Annotated in this window: 16 protein-coding genes; 3 read left to right on the forward strand and 13 right to left on the reverse strand. The window is 65.6% G+C overall.

The features are described 5' to 3' along the window. Position 1: 1 nt before the first annotated feature. Genes boxB through B9C43_RS03705 form a run of 3 tightly spaced genes read left to right on the forward strand, consistent with a single transcriptional unit; the run spans position 2 to position 3,877 of the window. A complete protein-coding gene (gene boxB / locus B9C43_RS03695) occupies positions 2-1,423 on the forward strand; it encodes a benzoyl-CoA 2,3-epoxidase subunit BoxB (protein WP_033392831.1) in 1,422 nt (473 codons plus the stop codon). Positions 1,424-1,482: 59 nt separating this feature from the next. Next, on the forward strand, positions 1,483-3,051 hold the full coding sequence (locus B9C43_RS03700; protein WP_235038418.1) for a benzoate-CoA ligase family protein: 1,569 nt from the start codon (positions 1,483-1,485) through the stop codon (positions 3,049-3,051). A gap of 7 nt (positions 3,052-3,058) precedes the next feature. Beyond that, a complete protein-coding gene (locus tag B9C43_RS03705) occupies positions 3,059-3,877 on the forward strand; it encodes an amidohydrolase family protein (RefSeq protein ID WP_235038419.1) in 819 nt (272 codons plus the stop codon). Here B9C43_RS03705 and B9C43_RS03710 read toward each other — a convergent pair. From B9C43_RS03710 to pucL, 13 genes are all read right to left on the reverse strand, one after another. Further along, positions 3,874-4,578, reverse strand: a complete 705-nt coding sequence (locus tag B9C43_RS03710) for an ABC transporter ATP-binding protein (protein ID WP_051897658.1) — start codon at positions 4,576-4,578, stop codon at positions 3,874-3,876. The two genes, B9C43_RS03705 and B9C43_RS03710, sit on opposite strands and share 4 nt — an antisense overlap. Continuing rightward, positions 4,575-5,324: an ABC transporter ATP-binding protein gene (locus B9C43_RS03715; RefSeq protein WP_084424587.1), complete on the reverse strand. Its 750-nt coding sequence runs from the start codon at positions 5,322-5,324 to the stop codon at positions 4,575-4,577. Before B9C43_RS03715 ends, B9C43_RS03710 begins: the two co-directional genes overlap by 4 nt. After that, a complete protein-coding gene (locus B9C43_RS03720) occupies positions 5,321-6,301 on the reverse strand; it encodes a branched-chain amino acid ABC transporter permease (RefSeq protein ID WP_084424588.1) in 981 nt (326 codons plus the stop codon). The genes B9C43_RS03715 and B9C43_RS03720 overlap by 4 nt, the downstream gene beginning before the upstream one ends. Further along, entirely contained in the window at positions 6,298-7,188 is an 891-nt protein-coding gene (locus tag B9C43_RS03725; protein WP_084424590.1) for a branched-chain amino acid ABC transporter permease, read from the reverse strand. Before B9C43_RS03725 ends, B9C43_RS03720 begins: the two co-directional genes overlap by 4 nt. Positions 7,189-7,190: 2 nt before the next feature. Continuing rightward, positions 7,191-8,408: an ABC transporter substrate-binding protein gene (locus B9C43_RS03730; protein ID WP_084424591.1), complete on the reverse strand. Its 1,218-nt coding sequence runs from the start codon at positions 8,406-8,408 to the stop codon at positions 7,191-7,193. A 147-nt stretch (positions 8,409-8,555) separates the two neighbouring features. After that, positions 8,556-9,530: an allantoicase gene (gene alc / locus B9C43_RS03735; RefSeq protein ID WP_084424593.1), complete on the reverse strand. Its 975-nt coding sequence runs from the start codon at positions 9,528-9,530 to the stop codon at positions 8,556-8,558. Then, entirely contained in the window at positions 9,523-9,906 is a 384-nt protein-coding gene (locus B9C43_RS03740) for an allophanate hydrolase-related protein (protein WP_033392820.1), read from the reverse strand. Before B9C43_RS03740 ends, alc begins: the two co-directional genes overlap by 8 nt. A gap of 7 nt (positions 9,907-9,913) precedes the next feature. Beyond that, positions 9,914-11,344: an NCS2 family permease gene (locus tag B9C43_RS03745; RefSeq protein WP_084424595.1), complete on the reverse strand. Its 1,431-nt coding sequence runs from the start codon at positions 11,342-11,344 to the stop codon at positions 9,914-9,916. A 66-nt stretch (positions 11,345-11,410) separates the two neighbouring features. Further along, a complete protein-coding gene (locus B9C43_RS03750) occupies positions 11,411-11,878 on the reverse strand; it encodes a nucleoside deaminase (RefSeq protein WP_033392818.1) in 468 nt (155 codons plus the stop codon). A gap of 1 nt (position 11,879) precedes the next feature. Next, positions 11,880-14,084 carry a xanthine dehydrogenase family protein molybdopterin-binding subunit gene (locus B9C43_RS03755; RefSeq protein ID WP_084424597.1) on the reverse strand — a complete coding sequence of 735 codons (2,205 nt, stop codon included), beginning with the start codon at positions 14,082-14,084 and terminating at the stop codon, positions 11,880-11,882. Further along, positions 14,081-14,551, reverse strand: a complete 471-nt coding sequence (locus tag B9C43_RS03760; protein ID WP_033392827.1) for a (2Fe-2S)-binding protein — start codon at positions 14,549-14,551, stop codon at positions 14,081-14,083. Before B9C43_RS03760 ends, B9C43_RS03755 begins: the two co-directional genes overlap by 4 nt. Beyond that, the gene (locus B9C43_RS03765; RefSeq protein ID WP_084424599.1) at positions 14,542-15,408 is read right to left on the reverse strand and encodes an FAD binding domain-containing protein; all 867 of its coding nucleotides are present in this window, start codon (positions 15,406-15,408) and stop codon (positions 14,542-14,544) included. Before B9C43_RS03765 ends, B9C43_RS03760 begins: the two co-directional genes overlap by 10 nt. After that, positions 15,409-16,233 carry a factor-independent urate hydroxylase gene (gene pucL / locus B9C43_RS03770; protein ID WP_084424601.1) on the reverse strand — a complete coding sequence of 275 codons (825 nt, stop codon included), beginning with the start codon at positions 16,231-16,233 and terminating at the stop codon, positions 15,409-15,411.

Raw genomic sequence — 16,233 nt, forward strand, 5'->3', positions numbered from 1 at the left:
GATGACCACCTCGATCAACTACGAGGACAAGATCCCCAACAACGTCGATCTGTCGTCCGACCGCCGTCTGCAGCGTGCGTTGGAGGGCTGGCAGCCGAAGTTCATGAACTGGTGGGGCGAGATGGGTCCCGCGTTGGAGACCCACGGTGTCTACCTGCGCACCGCGGTCAGCGTCGGCAGGGACGGCTGGGCGCACTTCGACCACGTGAACGTGCCGGACTACCGGTGGGGCATCTTCCTCGCCGAACCCAAGCCGGACCGGCGGATCGCGTTCGGTGAGCACAAAGGACAGCCGGTCTGGCAACAGGTTCCCGGTGAGTACCGCGCGGACCTGCAGCGGCTGATCGTGATCCAGGGCGACACCGAACCCGCGTCGGTGGAACAGCAGAAGCTGCTCGGGCTGACCGCGCCAAGCCTGTACGACCTGCGCAACCTCTTCCAGGTCAACGTGGAGGAGGGCAGGCACCTGTGGGCGATGGTTTACTTGCTGCACGCCTACTTCGGCAGAGAGGGCCGGGAAGAGGCGGAAGCGTTGCTGGTCCGCAATTCCGGAAGTCCGGACTCGCCGCGTATCCTCGGTGCGTTCAACGAGGAGACTGCGGACTGGCTGGCGTTCTACATGTTCACGTACTTCACCGACCGGGATGGCAAGTACCAGCTCGGTACGTTGAAGGAGAGCGCCTTCGACCCGCTGTCGCGCACGTGCGAGTTCATGCTGAAGGAGGAGGCGCACCACATGTTCGTCGGCACCACCGGTGTCGACCGCGTGGTGGCGCGCAGCGCCCAGCTGATCCGCGAGCACGACACCCTCGACATCGGCAAGCACGGCGGCATCCCGCTGGACATCATCCAGAAGTACATCAACTTCCACTACACGGTGTCGCTGGACCTGTTCGGCAGCGAGACGTCCACCAACGCGGCCAACTACTTCACCGCCGGGCTCAAGGGCCGGTGGATGGAGGAGCGCCGCAAGGACGATCACCAGCTCACCGAGCACGGTGTGCCGCTGGACCGGCCGAACGCCGACGGCACGTGGACCACCGAGGAGCTCTCGGCGCTGCTGGCGCTCAACCTCGACCTGCGTGGCGAGTACATCTCGGACTGCCAGAGCGGGATCAAGCGGTGGAACAAGATCCTGGCCGACGCCGACTTGGAGTACCGGTTCGCCTTGCCGCACGTCGGGTTCAACCGCAACGTCGGCATGCACGCCGGGTTCCACATCACCCCCGACGGGTCGATCGTGGACGAGGCCACCTGGCAGAAAGGCAGCAAGAACTGGCTGCCGACCAACGAGGACCTCGCGTTCGTCCGGTCGTTGATGCACCCGGTGTACGAGCGGGGCAAGATCGCCAGCTGGGTCGCGCCGCCGACCAACGGGATCAACGGCAAGCCGTTCGACTACGAGTACGTGTACTTCCACTAGAAGGACGGGCGACCATGACTGCTTTGCCAGCTGCTGTATCAACAGTAAAGCCGAGCAGTATGCCGTTCAACGCTGCGGAGTACCTGGTGGACAGGCACGTCAAGGCCGGTCGCGGCGAGCGCCTCGCGGTCGTGGCGCGCTCGGGCACCCTGACGTACCGCGAGCTGTCCGAGGAAGTGAAGCGCAGCGCCGCCGCGTTCCGCTCGATCGGTGTCCGGCCGGAGGAGCGCGTGATGCTCTGCATGGCCGACGACATCCAGCTGCTGGCAGGTATCCTGGGTGCGATGTACATCGGGGCGGTCCCGGTCCCGACGTCGACCATGTTCACCGGCGCCGAGCTGGGTAAGGTCCTTGCCGACTCGCGGGCCAGGGTCTTGTCGGTGTCGACCGAGTTCGCCGAGGCAGCACAGGCAGCCGTGGCGGCGGCGCCCGAAGTGACCGATGTCCTGCTGGACGGCGAGGTGCCGTTCACCGTTCGCCGGGGTGTGCGCGTCCAGCAGTGGCTGGACCTTGAGGGAGACATCCCGGCCAGGCCGTACGACACCTGGCAGGACTCACCGGCCCTCTGGCTGTACACCTCGGGCACCACCGGGTTGCCGAAAGCCGCTATGCACCGGCATTCCAGCATCCGGATGGTCGCCGAGGCATACGGCAAGGGTGTGCTGGACATGGGGCCGAATGACCGGTGCCTGTCCGTGGCCAAGCTGTTCTTCGCTTACGGGATCGGCAATTCGTGCTTCTTCCCGTTCGCGGTGGGTGCCAGTGTGATCCTTGAGCGGGCGCGGCCGACCCCGCAGGTCGTGGCCGAGCACGTCAAGTCCGAGCAGCCGACTCTTTTCTTCGCGGTGCCCACGTTCTACTCGGCGTTGCTGCACAGCGACATCCCCGACGACACGTTCGCCGGTGTCCGGCAAGGTGTCTCGGCGGGCGAGGCGCTCCCGCCCGTGCTGTACCAACGCATCCGTGACCGGTTCGGCCTTGAAGTTCTCGACGGGATCGGCTCGACCGAGGCGTTGCACATCTTCCTGTCCAACCGTCCCGGCGCGGTACACCCCGGCTCGTCGGGTGTCGCGGTTCCCGGCTACGACGTCGAGTTGCGCGACGAGCAGGGCGCGGTGATCACTGAGGCGGGCAAACCCGGCGACTTGTACTTGCGTGGATCCTCGGTGGCGTCGGGATATTGGTGCCGGGCGGAGACCACGCGTCAGGTGTTCCAAGGCGAATGGCTGCGCACGGGCGACACGTACATGCGCAACGAGGACGGCACGTACAGCTGTCTCGGACGCTCCAACGACATGCTCAAAGCCGGCGGGATCTGGGTTTCGCCCGCCGAGGTGGAGGAGCGGCTGCTTGAGCACCCGGCCGTGGCCGAGGTCGCCGTGGTCGCCGCACCCGACGCCGACGGACTCGACAAGCCGGTCGCCTGCGTGGTCCCAGTCGCCGGGGCCACGGTCGACGCCGATGAGCTGATCGCCTGGTGCCGCGAGGGCCTGGCATCGTTCAAGCGGCCGCGCGCGGTGGTCCACGTCGAGGAGTTGCCGAAGACCGCGACCGGAAAAATCCGGCGCAATGTGTTGCGCGAGCACGTGTACGGAACGCTGACGACGGCTCCAGCCCATGCTCGTTGACGCGCACATGCACGTTCCTAGACTGTCCACACTGAAGCCGGCGTGGATGGAGTGGGCTGCCGAGTTCTCCCGCGGCTACGCGTGGCGCGACACGTACGACGACTCCGGTGATCCGATTCCAGCGAAGCTCGATGCGTTGCTGGAAACCGAGGGTGTCGACCGAGCGCTGTTGTTCTGCGAGTACAGCCCACGCGCGACGGGAATCCAGACCATCGAGGACCTGCTCCCGATCAGGGACCACAACCCGGACAGGTTCCGCCTGGTGGCCAACATCAACCCACACCTGCACCACCCCATCGCGTCCGAAGTAGAACGACAGCTTGACCTAGGCGCGGTCGCGCTGAAGATCCACCCAGTGCACGCCGGGTTCTCACCCGACGACCCACAAATGCGCGCCGCGTACGCCGTATGCGTCGAACGTGGCGTGCCGGTGATCATCCATTCCGGAGTGTCCAGCTTTCCCGGATCGCAGTCCAAATACGGCAACCCGGAACTGATGCTGGACGTGGTCGAGGAGTTCCCCGGCCTGAACTTCGTGTTCGCCCACGGCGGTCGAGGCTGGTGGTACGACACAGCGGCATTCCTCGCACTGGCCAAACCCAACGTATGGCTCGACCTCGCAGGCCTGCCACCCAAGAAACTCCCCGAGTACTACGCCCGCTTCGACCTGACAAGACTCGCCACCAAGTGGATCTTCGGAACAGACTGGCCCGGCGTCCCCGGCATCAATCGCAACGCCGACGCCATCGCCGAGATCGGCCTGCCCAACGACGTCCTCGAAGGCGTCCTGTCCGGCAACGCAACGAAGGTCTTCCCCGGCCTCTAGGCTACGCCCAGCAATCGGTGGGCGGTGGTTGGGTCGGAGCGGAAGGATTCGGTGTCGGTTCGGTGGACTATCACGCCGCGATCCATCACCGCGATCTCATCACACACCGAGAAAGCCAAGTGCAGGTCCTGTTCGACCAACAGCACGGCAACGCCTTCGGTTCGCATCCGGTGAATGACGTCCATGATGGACTCGATGATCGCGGGGGCGAGGCCGTCGGAAGGTTCGTCGAGCAGGACGAGGCGTGGGTTGGTCAGCAGGGCTCGGGCGATGGCGAGCATTTGCTGTTCGCCGCCGGACAAGGAGCCTGCGGGTTGTCGGATGCGTTCGGCGAGCCGGGGGAGGAGTTCGAGTACCGTCTTGGTGGTCCATGTGCCGGGTTGGGCGTGGCGGGTGGCGAGCTTGAGGTGTTCGCCGACTGTGAGAGGTGGCCAGACGCGGCGGCCTTGGGGGACAAGGGCGACGCCGGCGCGGGCGATCTTATGTGGACGGTGCGGCATCGGTGATCCGTCTAGGCGCACAGTTCCTGAACTCATCGGGACGAGGCCCATCAGCGTCATGATCAGGGTAGACTTGCCGACACCGTTTCGGCCGAGCAGTCCGAGCGTCGCGCCTGCGTTCAGGGTTAGGTCGACGCCGTCGAGCACTGTGCTGCCTGCGTAGCCGGAGCGCAGCTGGTGGACTTCGAGCAGTGGGTTCATCGGAACAACTCCTCCCGGCTGCCCGCACCAAGATAGGCCTGGCGCACTTCCTCGCTGGCCCGTACCTCGGACGGTTCGCCCGAGAGCAGCACTCGCCCGAGGTTCAACACAGTCACGGTGTCCGCGAGCTCGAACACCAGGTCAAGGTCGTGCTCGACGAACAAAACCGTTATCTCCGAAGGCAAGCCCGCGATGAGTGTCACGAGCCTGGCCCGTTCGGCCGCGGACATCCCGGCCGCTGGTTCGTCGAGCAACAACAGCTTGGGCCTACAGGCCAAGGCCAGAGCTACTTCTAGTTGCTTACGTTCGCCGTGTGACAACGAACTGACGGTCACTGATCCGCGGCTGGCCAGGCCCACTTGGTCAAGAAGCAGCGCGGCGCGGTCGTGGACTGACCGTTGCCTGCGTGGAAGCCAGGAGATCCGGCTCTCGTGCCGTTGCACTGCGAGCACGACGTTCTCTGCGGCCGACATCGTGGGAAAGAGGCTGGCGTGCTGCAACGTCTGGCTGATGCCCAGGCGGCACCGCCGCACCTCGGATGCTTTCGTGACGTCCTGACCGGCTAGTTCGACCCGGCCGCCGTCGCTTCGCAGCAGACCGGTGATCAGCTTGAACAGTGTGCTCTTGCCGGCGCCGTTCGGGCCGATCAGCGCGTGCCGGGCGCCGTCGGACACAGCCAGCGAGACATCATCGACGGCTTTGAGGGCGCCGAACTGGCGGCGCAAACCGTGGCACTGCAGGGTCATTTGCGCCGCCTCCTCAAGATTCCCGCAGCGCCACGCGGCAGGACGTAGACAACGGCGATGAACACTATGCCGAGCAAGAGTGCGCCATGGCCGTCGAGACTGGGTCCGATCGCGTCTCGGATAATTATCACGAGCGCTGCTCCGAGCACGGGTCCCCACAGTGTTCCGGCACCGCCGATGATCACCGCGAGCAATGCCAGCGCGGCCGTGGCGAAGCCGAGATCGGCGGGCGTGACGAGACGTTGTTGCGCCGCAAGCAAAGCACCGGCCATCCCCGCGATCGACCCAGCGAACACGAACACCGCGTACTTGTAGACCCGCGTCGGATAGCCCAGCGCGCGCATGCGAGGTTCGTTGTCGCGGATGCCTCGAAGCGCCGCCCCGAACGGCGACCTGCTGACGATCCAGACGATCACGAAGCCCACAACGAAGGCCGCGAACACGTACCAGTAGATATAGCCCGCAAGCAGCAGCGGTTCACCGCCGGCACGGGCAGGCGGGATCCCGGCCATACCGTTGGCACCGCCGGTCGCGGTCTCCCAAGTCTGCGCGAGCTGATGCAGCAACTCGCCGATGGCAAGCGTGAGCATCAGAAAGAACACACCGTGAGCACGGACCGTGATCCACCCGGTGAGAGCGGCACCCAAAGCCCCAGCCACGGCACCGACAAGCAACGGGACCGGGATCGCGCTGGTGACGTTGATCGACACCCATCCGGCGGCGTACGCACCGATGCCGAAGTACGCCGCATGTCCCAGCGACGGCAGACCGGAAACGCCTACCAACAAGTCCAAGCTCACCGCGAGCAAGCCGAACACGAGGATCCGGCTCAACGTACTCGTAGCGAATGGCGCCAAGAACATGGGCGCCAACGCGAGAACCACCGCGACCAAAGCGAGAATCGCCGGAGTCAGCCAGCGTCGCTGGCGAGCGGTGACGGGCTCGACGGTCACGGGTGCCTCTGCTGTCCGAGTCATGACCGCACCCCAACCTTGCCACCGAAGAGTCCTTGCGGCCTGAGCACGAGCACCAAAGCCAACGCACCGAACAAGATGAACGAAGCGCCGTCGGGGAACAGCGTCCGCCCCAGCGAATCGATCTGACCGATGACCAGCGCGCCGAGCAACGCCCCGCGCACCGACCCGAGCCCGCCGATGACAACCACGACGAGCGCCAGGATCAGCACGGTCGAGTCAAGCCCTGGCCGAGCCCCGTAGATAGGTCCCCCCAAGACTCCGGCGACCGCCGCGAGCATCGAACCAACGGCGAAAACGCCAACGCGGATCAGCCGGTTGTCCACGCCTAGCGCGGCAACCATCTCCCGGTCGGCCACAGTCGCACGGACCAACGCACCGAGCGACGTCCGCTCGACGGTGAAGTACACGGCGATGGCCAGCACCAAGCCGATCCCGATCAACACCAGGCGGTACGTGGGATAAGCGGCACCGAGCACCGGCACGGAGTCGTCCAGACCTGGCGGCGCCCCGACGGGAAGCGGGTCGTCGCCGTACACCATCACGAGGATCTCGGCGACGACCAACGTGACACCGAGCGTCAGCAGAGCTTGGTCAAGATGCGAGCGCTTGCGCAGCGGCTCAGTCATCGCCGACAGCAACCCACCGCCCAGCAACCCAAGGACAGCCGCAACGCCAAGTGCGCCAAGGAAACTGCCCCACGTGGCATCGCCACCGATCAGGGCGGCCCCAACGTACGCCCCGACAAGGAAGATCGCGCCGTGTGCCAGGTTCAGCACGTCCATCATGCCGAACACCAGCGAAAGCCCAACCGCCACGATGAACAGCAGGAACCCGATGGCGAACCCGTTGATGACGCCGACGAGGTTGGCGTCCAGCCACGCACCCATGATCAGCTGAACTGGCCGGTCGGGCCGAGGTCGGTGGTGATCGCGTTGACCAGCTTGCCGTCCTTGCGCTGCACGGTCCGCAAGTACATGTTCTGCTTGGGGTTCTGGTTCTCGAACGTCCACGGCCCGCGTGGACTCTCGTCAATGGACCCGATACTGCCCAGCGCCTTGGCAAGCGAGTCACCGTCCACAGCGTTCGCCGCTTTCAGCGCTCGGCTCAGCACGTTCGCGGAGTCCCATGCCTGCAAGGAGAAACAGCTCGGTGACTCGTTGTACTTGGCCCGGTACGCCTCGACGAACGCCTTGTTGGCCGGATTGTCGAGCTGATCGCTGTAGTGCAAGGAAGTCTGCACGCCCAACGCGGCGTCGCCCTGCGCCTCAAGCACTTTTCCTTCGGTGAGGAAGCCGGAGCCGTAGAGCGGGATCGACCCGGCGAGCCCGAACTGCTGGTACTGCTTGACGAACGCGATCGCCTCGGCGCCGGAGAAGAAGCAGAAGGTCGCCTTGGCCCCGGACGACCGGATCCCGGACAGGAACGGCTGGTAGTCAGTGGTGGTCGCGAAGGGTGGTTTCGCGCTGCCCGCGACGGTGCCGCCCGCGGCCTGGATCGCCTTGGTGAAGCCGTTCACGACCTCGGTTCCGGCCGCGTAGTCCGGGGCGATGACGTAGACACTGTCCTGTTTCTTCTCCCTGCCAAGGTAGGTGCCGAGCACGGACGCCACTTGGGCGTTCTGGAAAGACGTTCGCCATACGTACGGGCTCAGCTTGGCCGGATCCGTGATGGCTGCGGCGCCCGCGTTCGAGACGAGCAGCAGCTTCTTCGCCTCGGCCACCAGAGGTGCCGAGCCCAACGCGGTCGCGGAGTTGACGATCCCCACGACGACGTTGACTCCGTCAGATTGCAGGACCTTCTGGACCGCGGGCACACCGGTCTGCGGGGTCTCACCTTCGTCGGCGGTGACTGTGGTGACTGTGAAGTCGCCTAACTTGCCGCCGTTGCGCTCCAACCAGAGGTCCCAGCCGCGTTTGAGGTCCGTACCGAGTGCGGCGTACGTACCGGATTGCGGAATGACCAGGCCGACCTTGACCGCTCCGCCACCACCGGAACCGCCACCGCCGCCGGGATTCTCGCTGAGTGAACTGCCGCATCCGGGCAGTGCGGTGGCCGCGCCGGCCGCGCCGAGCAAGCCGAGCACCTGTCGCCGTGAAAGTGCCGCCATCGCTGACCTCGATCCCGTCGGCCCCTGATTCGACAAGATCCTGACGTTAACCCCAACTTGTGTCAACAGTCACATCTCGCCCGAACGGAATCAAGCTACCCCTTGTCGATAACGCTGAAGTAGCAATAAAGGACGTGGGATCATCGGTTAAATCGGCGTGGTCGCGTGCCACTGAGCCGCGAGTGCATCCAAAGATGTGCGCTTACCGTACAACCGGAATCTCGCTATCCCTCCGTCGGGGTGGCTCTCCAAACGGACGTACGCAACCTCATGGTCGGTCTCGATCCGCAACCGGTGCTCGGTGTCCGGTTGGACCTTGGTCTCGGGCAGCAGCGGGAACCAGGATTTCCCATCGGTGGAACCTGAAAGAGCCACACGATCTGGCGAGTTGCCGCGGTAGTGCTTGGTCGAGATCTCCGCGACCACCGGCACCGCCGGGCAGGCAAGTTTGATGGCTGCCCAGTCGTGTGCGGGGGAGCGGCGGCGGGCGGTTTCCCAGCCGTCGGCCATGAACTGGGATTCGCCAGGTTGCAACATGTTCGACGGTGGGGAGAAGAAGCCGTCACTGCAGCCGACCACCTTGCCGCCGTTGCGCAGGGCCACGAGGTCGAACGGCACATCGGCGAGATCCCGCGGGTCGGGCACCACGTCGCCGAACACGCGGAGCCGGGCGACGCCGCCGTCGGGGAAGATGTTCAACCGTACGTGTGTGACTCGCCACGGAACGTCCACATCGAACAGGTTGTCCGAGCCGCCCTTCAACGGCGACACCGGCACGAGCGGGAACCACGAGGTGAGCTCGTCCGGTCCTGGATAGCCCTCGGCGCACGCACCTTCGATCGAACAGGACTCCGGGTAGTTACCAAGGAAATGCGCGGTGTCAACATTGATGGACCGTACGACCCCGGCCGCCCCGAGCCGGAGCAGTACCCAGTCGTGGCCGTCGGTCCGGCCGAACCGGCGGCGGGTTTCCCAGCCGTCGTACTGCTGGCCCTTGGGGGTGAAGGTGTGCGGCTGGAACGTGGCCGGCGCCGGGTTGAGCAGGTTTTCCTTGTCGGCGAAGAACTCGTCGCTCGCCGCCATGACCGTGCCGTTCGCCGTGAGCTCTGTGAGGTCAGACATCGGTCCCTTTCTTCGATCGGTACAACATCCAGTCGCCGTGCGCGGTGATGTCGACCAGCGCGCCGGAGTACCCGCGGCGCAGCAACATCGCGAACGAGCTGCTGCCGTCGGCCATCTCGATGACGCCTAGCTCCAACGCGGGCGGTTCGGCGGGCAGGAGCTTGTCCCGCAGGACATCCAGCGGTACGTCGTACAGCTCGCCAGCCACCGATGCGCCGCCGTGGGATACCGGATGCAGGGCCGGGCAGACGTCGTCCACCGAGTAGAACCGGTATTTCGGGGCGGTTCTCGTCGAGGCGATGAGTGGGGAGTCGTCCAGCAGATGGTGTAAGGGTCCGCCGCGCATCGCGCCGCCGTTGAGGAACATGTGCGCCATAGGTTTCCTAACTGAACAGGGCTTCGATGCCGTTGATGCCGAAGTACACCGCGAACAGCGCCGCGAGGATCGTCAGCAGCCACCCGGCTTCGCGCCACCGGCCGGTGAACGTCTTGATCAGCACGAAGGAGATCAAGCCGGCGCCGACACCGTTGGTGATCGAGTACGTGAACGGGATGATCGCCGCGGTCAGGAACACCGGGATGGTGTAATCGCTGTCCGGCCAAGGGATTCCACGGCACTGCGCCATCATCATGCCGCCGATCACGACCAGCGCCGGCGCCGCGGCCTGGGCGGGAACGACTGTGGTCAACGGGGTGAAGAGCAGCGTGATGGCGAACAAGCCACCCGTGACGACGCTGGCCAGGCCGGTCCGTGCGCCCTCGCCGACACCCGCGGCCGACTCCAGGAACACTGTGTTGGGGGAGGAACCGGTGACTCCGCCCGCGATCGCGCCCGCGCCGTCGACGAACAGGATCCGGCCCATGCCGGGGACCTTGCCGTTCTTGGACAGCCCGGCTTCCTGCGAGACGCTGGTGATCGTGCCCATCGCGTCGAAGAAACCCGACAGCACCAACGTGAACAGGAACACCGTCGCCGCGATCGGTCCTGCTGAGACGAACCCGCCGAACAGGTCCACGTTGCCGAAGAGGCCGAAGTCCGGGGCGCCGAGCACGTGATCCGGCAGGGCTGGATCCGTGCGTCCCCACCCGGAGACTCCGAAGACCTCGAACAGGATGACCGCGAACACGGTCGTGATCCCGATACTGATCAGCAGCGCACCGGCGACCTTGCGGGCAACCAGGACGATCATCAGCAGCAGGCCGATGCAGAACACCACGATCGGCCAGCCGGAGAGGTGTCCTTCGCCGAGCCGCACAGGCACCGGCGAGTTCGCCGAGTCCGGCACGCGGGTCACGAACCCGGCGCTGACCAGGCCGACCAGGGCGATGTACAGGCCGATGCCGACCGTGATGGCGGTCTTGAGCGGCATCGGGATGGCGTTCATGATCCGCTCACGAACACCGCTGGCGGCCATCAGGACAATGCAGACGCCTTCCAGCACAACCAAACCGAACGCCTCGGCCCAGGTCATGGTCGGCGCCATCTGGAACGCCACCACGCCGTTGATGCCCAGGCCCGCGGCCAATGCCAGCGGCGCGTTGCCGATCAGTCCCATGAGGACTGTCATCACCGCGGCGGACAATGCTGTCGCCGTGGTGATTTGCGTTGTGTCGAGTCGTGCCCCGGTGATATCCGCGGAAGCTCCGAGGATCAACGGGTTGAGCAGGACGATGTATGCCATCGCGACGAAGGTGGTGATCCCGCCGCGTACTTCCCGGGCGACGGTGGTCCGCCGCCCGGTGATGTCGAAGAGACGATCGAGGGCAGGCGGCATCCGCCTGGTTAAACGGTCACCGTTGTCCGTTTGAGTCATGGGTCGTTCCCTTGCCGGTGGGTAACGTTGGAGGTTGTGCACGCACTCCGGTCAGCGCGAGGTGGCTCAGTACTCGACCCGGTCGGGTCGGTCGAGCCATGCGGTGAACGGCTTGAAGCCGTCCACATCAGACACATGGGTCACGGGTAGCGACCACGTGTCACGGGGTTGTTCGAACAGCTCGTAGAAAGCCAGGTCGTCGAACCCGGCCTTGGCGGCGTCGTGCCGATCCGCCGCGTAGATGATGCGGTCCACGCGTGCCCACAGGGACGAGCTGAGGCACATCGGGCACGGCTCGCAAGATGTGACCAGGACGCAGCCGTCCAGTTTGAAGGTCTTCAGCTCCTGGCAGGCGCGGCGGATGGCCACCACTTCGGCGTGTGCCGTGGGGTCGAGGGTCGGCGTGACCAGGTTGACGCCGGTGCTGACGATTTGGCCGTCCTTGACGATCAGGGCACCGAACGGCCCACCGCCATCAGCGACGTTCTCCGTCGCCAGATCGACACACCGCTGCAACCACAGGGATTCCGACATTTCAGTGTTCCTCGACAATGTGCTCGGGGCGGATGGGGACGCGGGGCAGTTCGAGCCCCGTCGCGGCGCGGATCGCGTTGGCGATCGCCGGAGTTGCCGAGATCGTCGGCGGCTCACCGACTCCGCGCACGCCGTAGGGCGCATGGGGATCCGGCCGTTCAAGCACGTCGACGTTCATCGGCGGCATGTCCAAAATGGTCGGGATCAGGTAGTCCGTGAACGACGGGTTGCGAATCTTGCCGTCCGTGACCTGGATTTCCTCCATCACGGCGAGTCCAAGGCCCTGCGCGGAACCGCCGTGGATCTGACCGACGACCGCGTCGGGGTTGATCGCCTTGCCGACGTCCTGCGCGCAGTCCAGTTGGACGACCTTGACCAGGCCCAGCTCGGTGTCCACGTCGACCACGGCCCGGTGTGCCGAGAACCCGTACTGCACGTGGGCATTGCCCTGGCCGGTCTGCGGGTCGAGGGGATAAGTCTTGCGGTGGTGGTATTCCCGGGTTTCCTCGATGGCCGCCGACCCCAGTGCGGCGGCCATTTCATCGGAGGTGAGTTCCTCCGAGGTCCCAGCCATCTCTTGGAGCTTCGCACGAACGGCTCGGCACGCGTTGCGCACAGCGCCACCCGTGATGTACGTCTGCCGTGACGCGGAGCTCGAACCGGCGTCACCGACGTCGGTGTCCGTGGGGTGCAGGATGACCCGCTGAACGCCCAGCTCGGACCGGGCGATCTGCTGCTGCACGGTGATCAGGCCTTGCCCGACTTCGGCGGCCGCGGTGTGCACGGTCGCGACAGGCTCGCCGTCGATGACCTCCAGCCGGACCCGGGCCGTGGAGTAATCGTCAAGCCCTTCGGCGTACGAGATGTTCTTGATGGTCACGCCGTAGCCGATGCCGCGCACAACACCTTCGCCGTGGGTCGTGTTCGACGCGCCGCCAGGCAGCTGCAGGATGTCCTCAGTGGACGTCTCCGGCAGCGGCATGTCCTTCACCCGCTGGACCAACTCGGCGACCGGCGCCGGGAAGTCGATTACCTGGCCGGTGACTGTTGTCGATCCTTCGCTCATGGCGTTGCGGATCCGGAGATCCGCTGGGTCCATCCCCAGTGCCGCCGCGAGTTTGTCCATTTGCGACTCGTAGGCGTACGTCGGCTGAACCGCGCCGAGCCCGCGCATCGCACCGCACGGCGGGTTGTTCGTGTACACGCCCCAACCCTCGATCTTGGCGTTGGGCACGTTGTACGGTCCCACACCCAAAGTCGTGCCGTTGCCGACGACAACCGGAGTCTTCGAGGCATAGGCACCGCCATCGAAGTACAGCTTCGCTCGGACGTACACGAGGTCGCCTTCGGAGGTGGCGCCGTGCTCGTAGTACATCTTCGCCGGGTGCCGGTGCACGTGCCCGAAGAACGACTCCTGCCGGTTGTATGCCATCTTGACCGGCCGTTGGGTTCGTAGCGCGAGCATGCAGGCGTGTACCTGGATCGACAGATCCTCACGTCCGCCGAACGCGCCACCCACGCCGGACATGGTCAGCTTGACCTTTTCCACCGGCAGGCCCAGTGCCTTGGCGGTTTGCTTCTGGTCGACGTGCAACCACTGCGTCGCCAGAAACAGGTGCACCCCGTCGCCTTCTGGAACGGCCAGACCCGACTCCGGCCCCAGGAACGCCTGGTCCTGCATGCCGATCTCGTACACCCCGGTGACCACGACATCGGCCGTCGCGTCGGGATCGCCCTTGACGATTCGCTGGTACCGCACCAGATTCCCGCCAGGGTGCAGTTTGGGCAGGTCGGGGGAGTGGGCGACCAGTTCGGCGTCCAGCAGCGGCTGGAAGACCTCGTACTCGACCCTGATCGCCTTCAGCGCCTGCCGAGCGGTCTCGGGGTGCTCGGCGGCGACCAGAGCCACTGGCTCGCCTTGGTATCGCACGACTTCCTCGGCGAGTACGGGCGTGTCCTGGAATTTGAGCCCGTACACGTTCTCGCCGGGTACGTCTTTGTAGGTAAGTACAGTGTGGACACCTGGCATCGCGAGGGCCGCCGACGCGTCGATGGACAGGATCCGTGCGGACGGATGAGGGCTGCGCAAGGTCGCGCCCCACAGCATGTTCTCCAGCCAGAGATCCGAGGAGTACGCGTACTGCCCGCGTACCTTGAGAGGACCGTCCGGCCGAAGTGGACTTTCGCCGATGCCGCCGGTGATCATACGACACCAGCCTTCTTCGCCGCGGCCGCGCGGACCGCGTCCATGATCTTCTCGTACCCGGTGCACCGGCACAGGTTTCCGGCCAGTGCTTCCCGGATTTCCGCGTCCGTCGGCTCGGTTGTCCGTTCGATCAGGTCGTGGGCGGCAACGATCAACCCAGGCGTGCAGAACCCGCACTGCACCGCGCCCTTGTCGACAAACGCCTGCTGCACGGGGTGCAGCTCATCGTCGGCGAGCCCTTCGACCGTCCTGACTTCCCGTCCCTCCACCTGGCCGGCCGCGACAAGGCAGGAACAGACGGGAACATCGTCGAGGTAGACCGTGCACGAGCCGCACTCGCCCTGCTCGCAGGCGTTCTTGGAACCGGGCAGCCCGAGCCGCTCACGCAGCACGTACAGCAGGCTCTCGCCGGGCCAGACGTCGTCGGCCTGGCGCTGCACTCCGTTGACGGTCACGTTCACGCGCATTGCTCGGACCTCCTGTACTCGCTCCACGCCCAGCTCAAAGTGCGGCGGGCCATCACGGCCAACGCGTGCCGCCGGTACGAGGCTGTGCCCCGGACGTCGTCGATCGGTGACGCCGCCTGCGCCACCAGCTCGCCGAATCTCCGGAGCATCGAGTCGTACAGTGCCTCTGAGGAACCCCACGGCAGTTCGGTGTTCAGGAACTCTTCGGCCTCGTAGGACCGTAGTGGGGTCGGCGCGGCCGAACCGATACCTGTGCCGACGCGTTTCTGCTCGGGGTGCAAGGCGATGGCGAACGCGCACACCGCGATCACCATGGCGTTGCGCGTGCCGACCTTGCTGAACTGCTGCGGCCCGGTCGCCGGCGGTACGTGCACAGCGGTGATCAACTCGTCCGGTTTGAGCACGTTGCGTTTCACACCAACGTAGAAATCGTTGGCAGGCACCATTCGAACGCCCCGGATCGAGGCGATTTCCACGCTCGCATCCGTGGCTAGCAACGCGGGATGTGAGTCACCGGCCGGAGAAGCGGCACCCAGATTGCCGCCGACGCTGCCCCGGTTGCGGATCTGCGGCGACCCGACCGTCCGGGACGCCATCGCCAGACCAGGCACGCTCGTCCCCAGTTCGGTGATGATCCGGCTGTACGGCATGCAGGCGCCGATCCGGATCCGGCCGTCCACAGTGGAATACCCGTGCAGTTCGGCGATCCGGTTGAGGTCCAGCAGGGCGTCCGGCCGCCGGTGGCCGAAGTTGATCTCCACCATGACGTCTGTGCCGCCGGCGATCGGCACCGCTGATGGCCGGGCGGCCTTCAGCTCCAGTGCCTCCGCCACTGTGGTGGGGCTGAGGAAGTCCATTCACGGCTCCCGTCGGACGGTTGCTTCGATCAGGCCGTAAGGACGGTCGCCGACGTGGAACACCACGCCCGGGTTGTCCAGCCCGAACGGCGACAAGTCGGTGAGGTAGTGGTGCTTGTTCGGCAGGCTCAACCGGATCTCGGCGATCTCCGGCACGGTCTCGAGAACACGTGTGCCCATGGCATAAAGCGTTTGCTGCAACGAATAGCTGTAGGTGTTCGTGAACGCCTCAAGCAGGCTTGCCCGGGCGGTGTCGTAGGCCTTGCCCCAGTCGACGCCGGTGGACGAGAACAGCCAGCGGGCGTCCACCGCGGTCGCCAGGATGCGGTCCTTGGTCTCCGGCAGCGTGGTGTACTCGTCGCGCGGATAGCCCCAGAACTCCGAGTCGGTGGTGTTCAGCACGGTCAGGTCCTTGATCCCGCCCTCGACCGTCGCTTCGCCGTCGTAGGTCACCTTCGCCAGCCGCGTGCCCTCGCCGGAACGGGAGAACGAGTGCGGGCCGAGCCGAGTCCACGGGTACTGCTCGATCTCCACCTGCGCCCGGTGAATGCTCGGCAGCTGCCCGACGAAGTGCTTGGCCAGCCGCAGGCCGTACGCCTCGATCTGGCCGATGCCATCGCGTGCGAACGCCAAGACGGTGTTCTTCTGGGTGTCGGTGGCGAGGACTTTGTCGTTCGCGCCGGTCAGATGGGTGTCGGCGAGGTCGCCCGCGAGCGCGGTGCTGACGTTCAGGTCCACCAACCAGTGCTCGTCGCCGTCGCGCTCGACGCGCACGAGCCGGTTCTCTGCTTTCCCGTACTGGTTCTCGCCGAGAACGATGGCCAT

The sequence above is a fragment of the Kibdelosporangium aridum genome (assembly GCF_900176515.1).
Classification (GTDB): Bacteria; Actinomycetota; Actinomycetes; order Mycobacteriales; family Pseudonocardiaceae; genus Kibdelosporangium; species Kibdelosporangium aridum.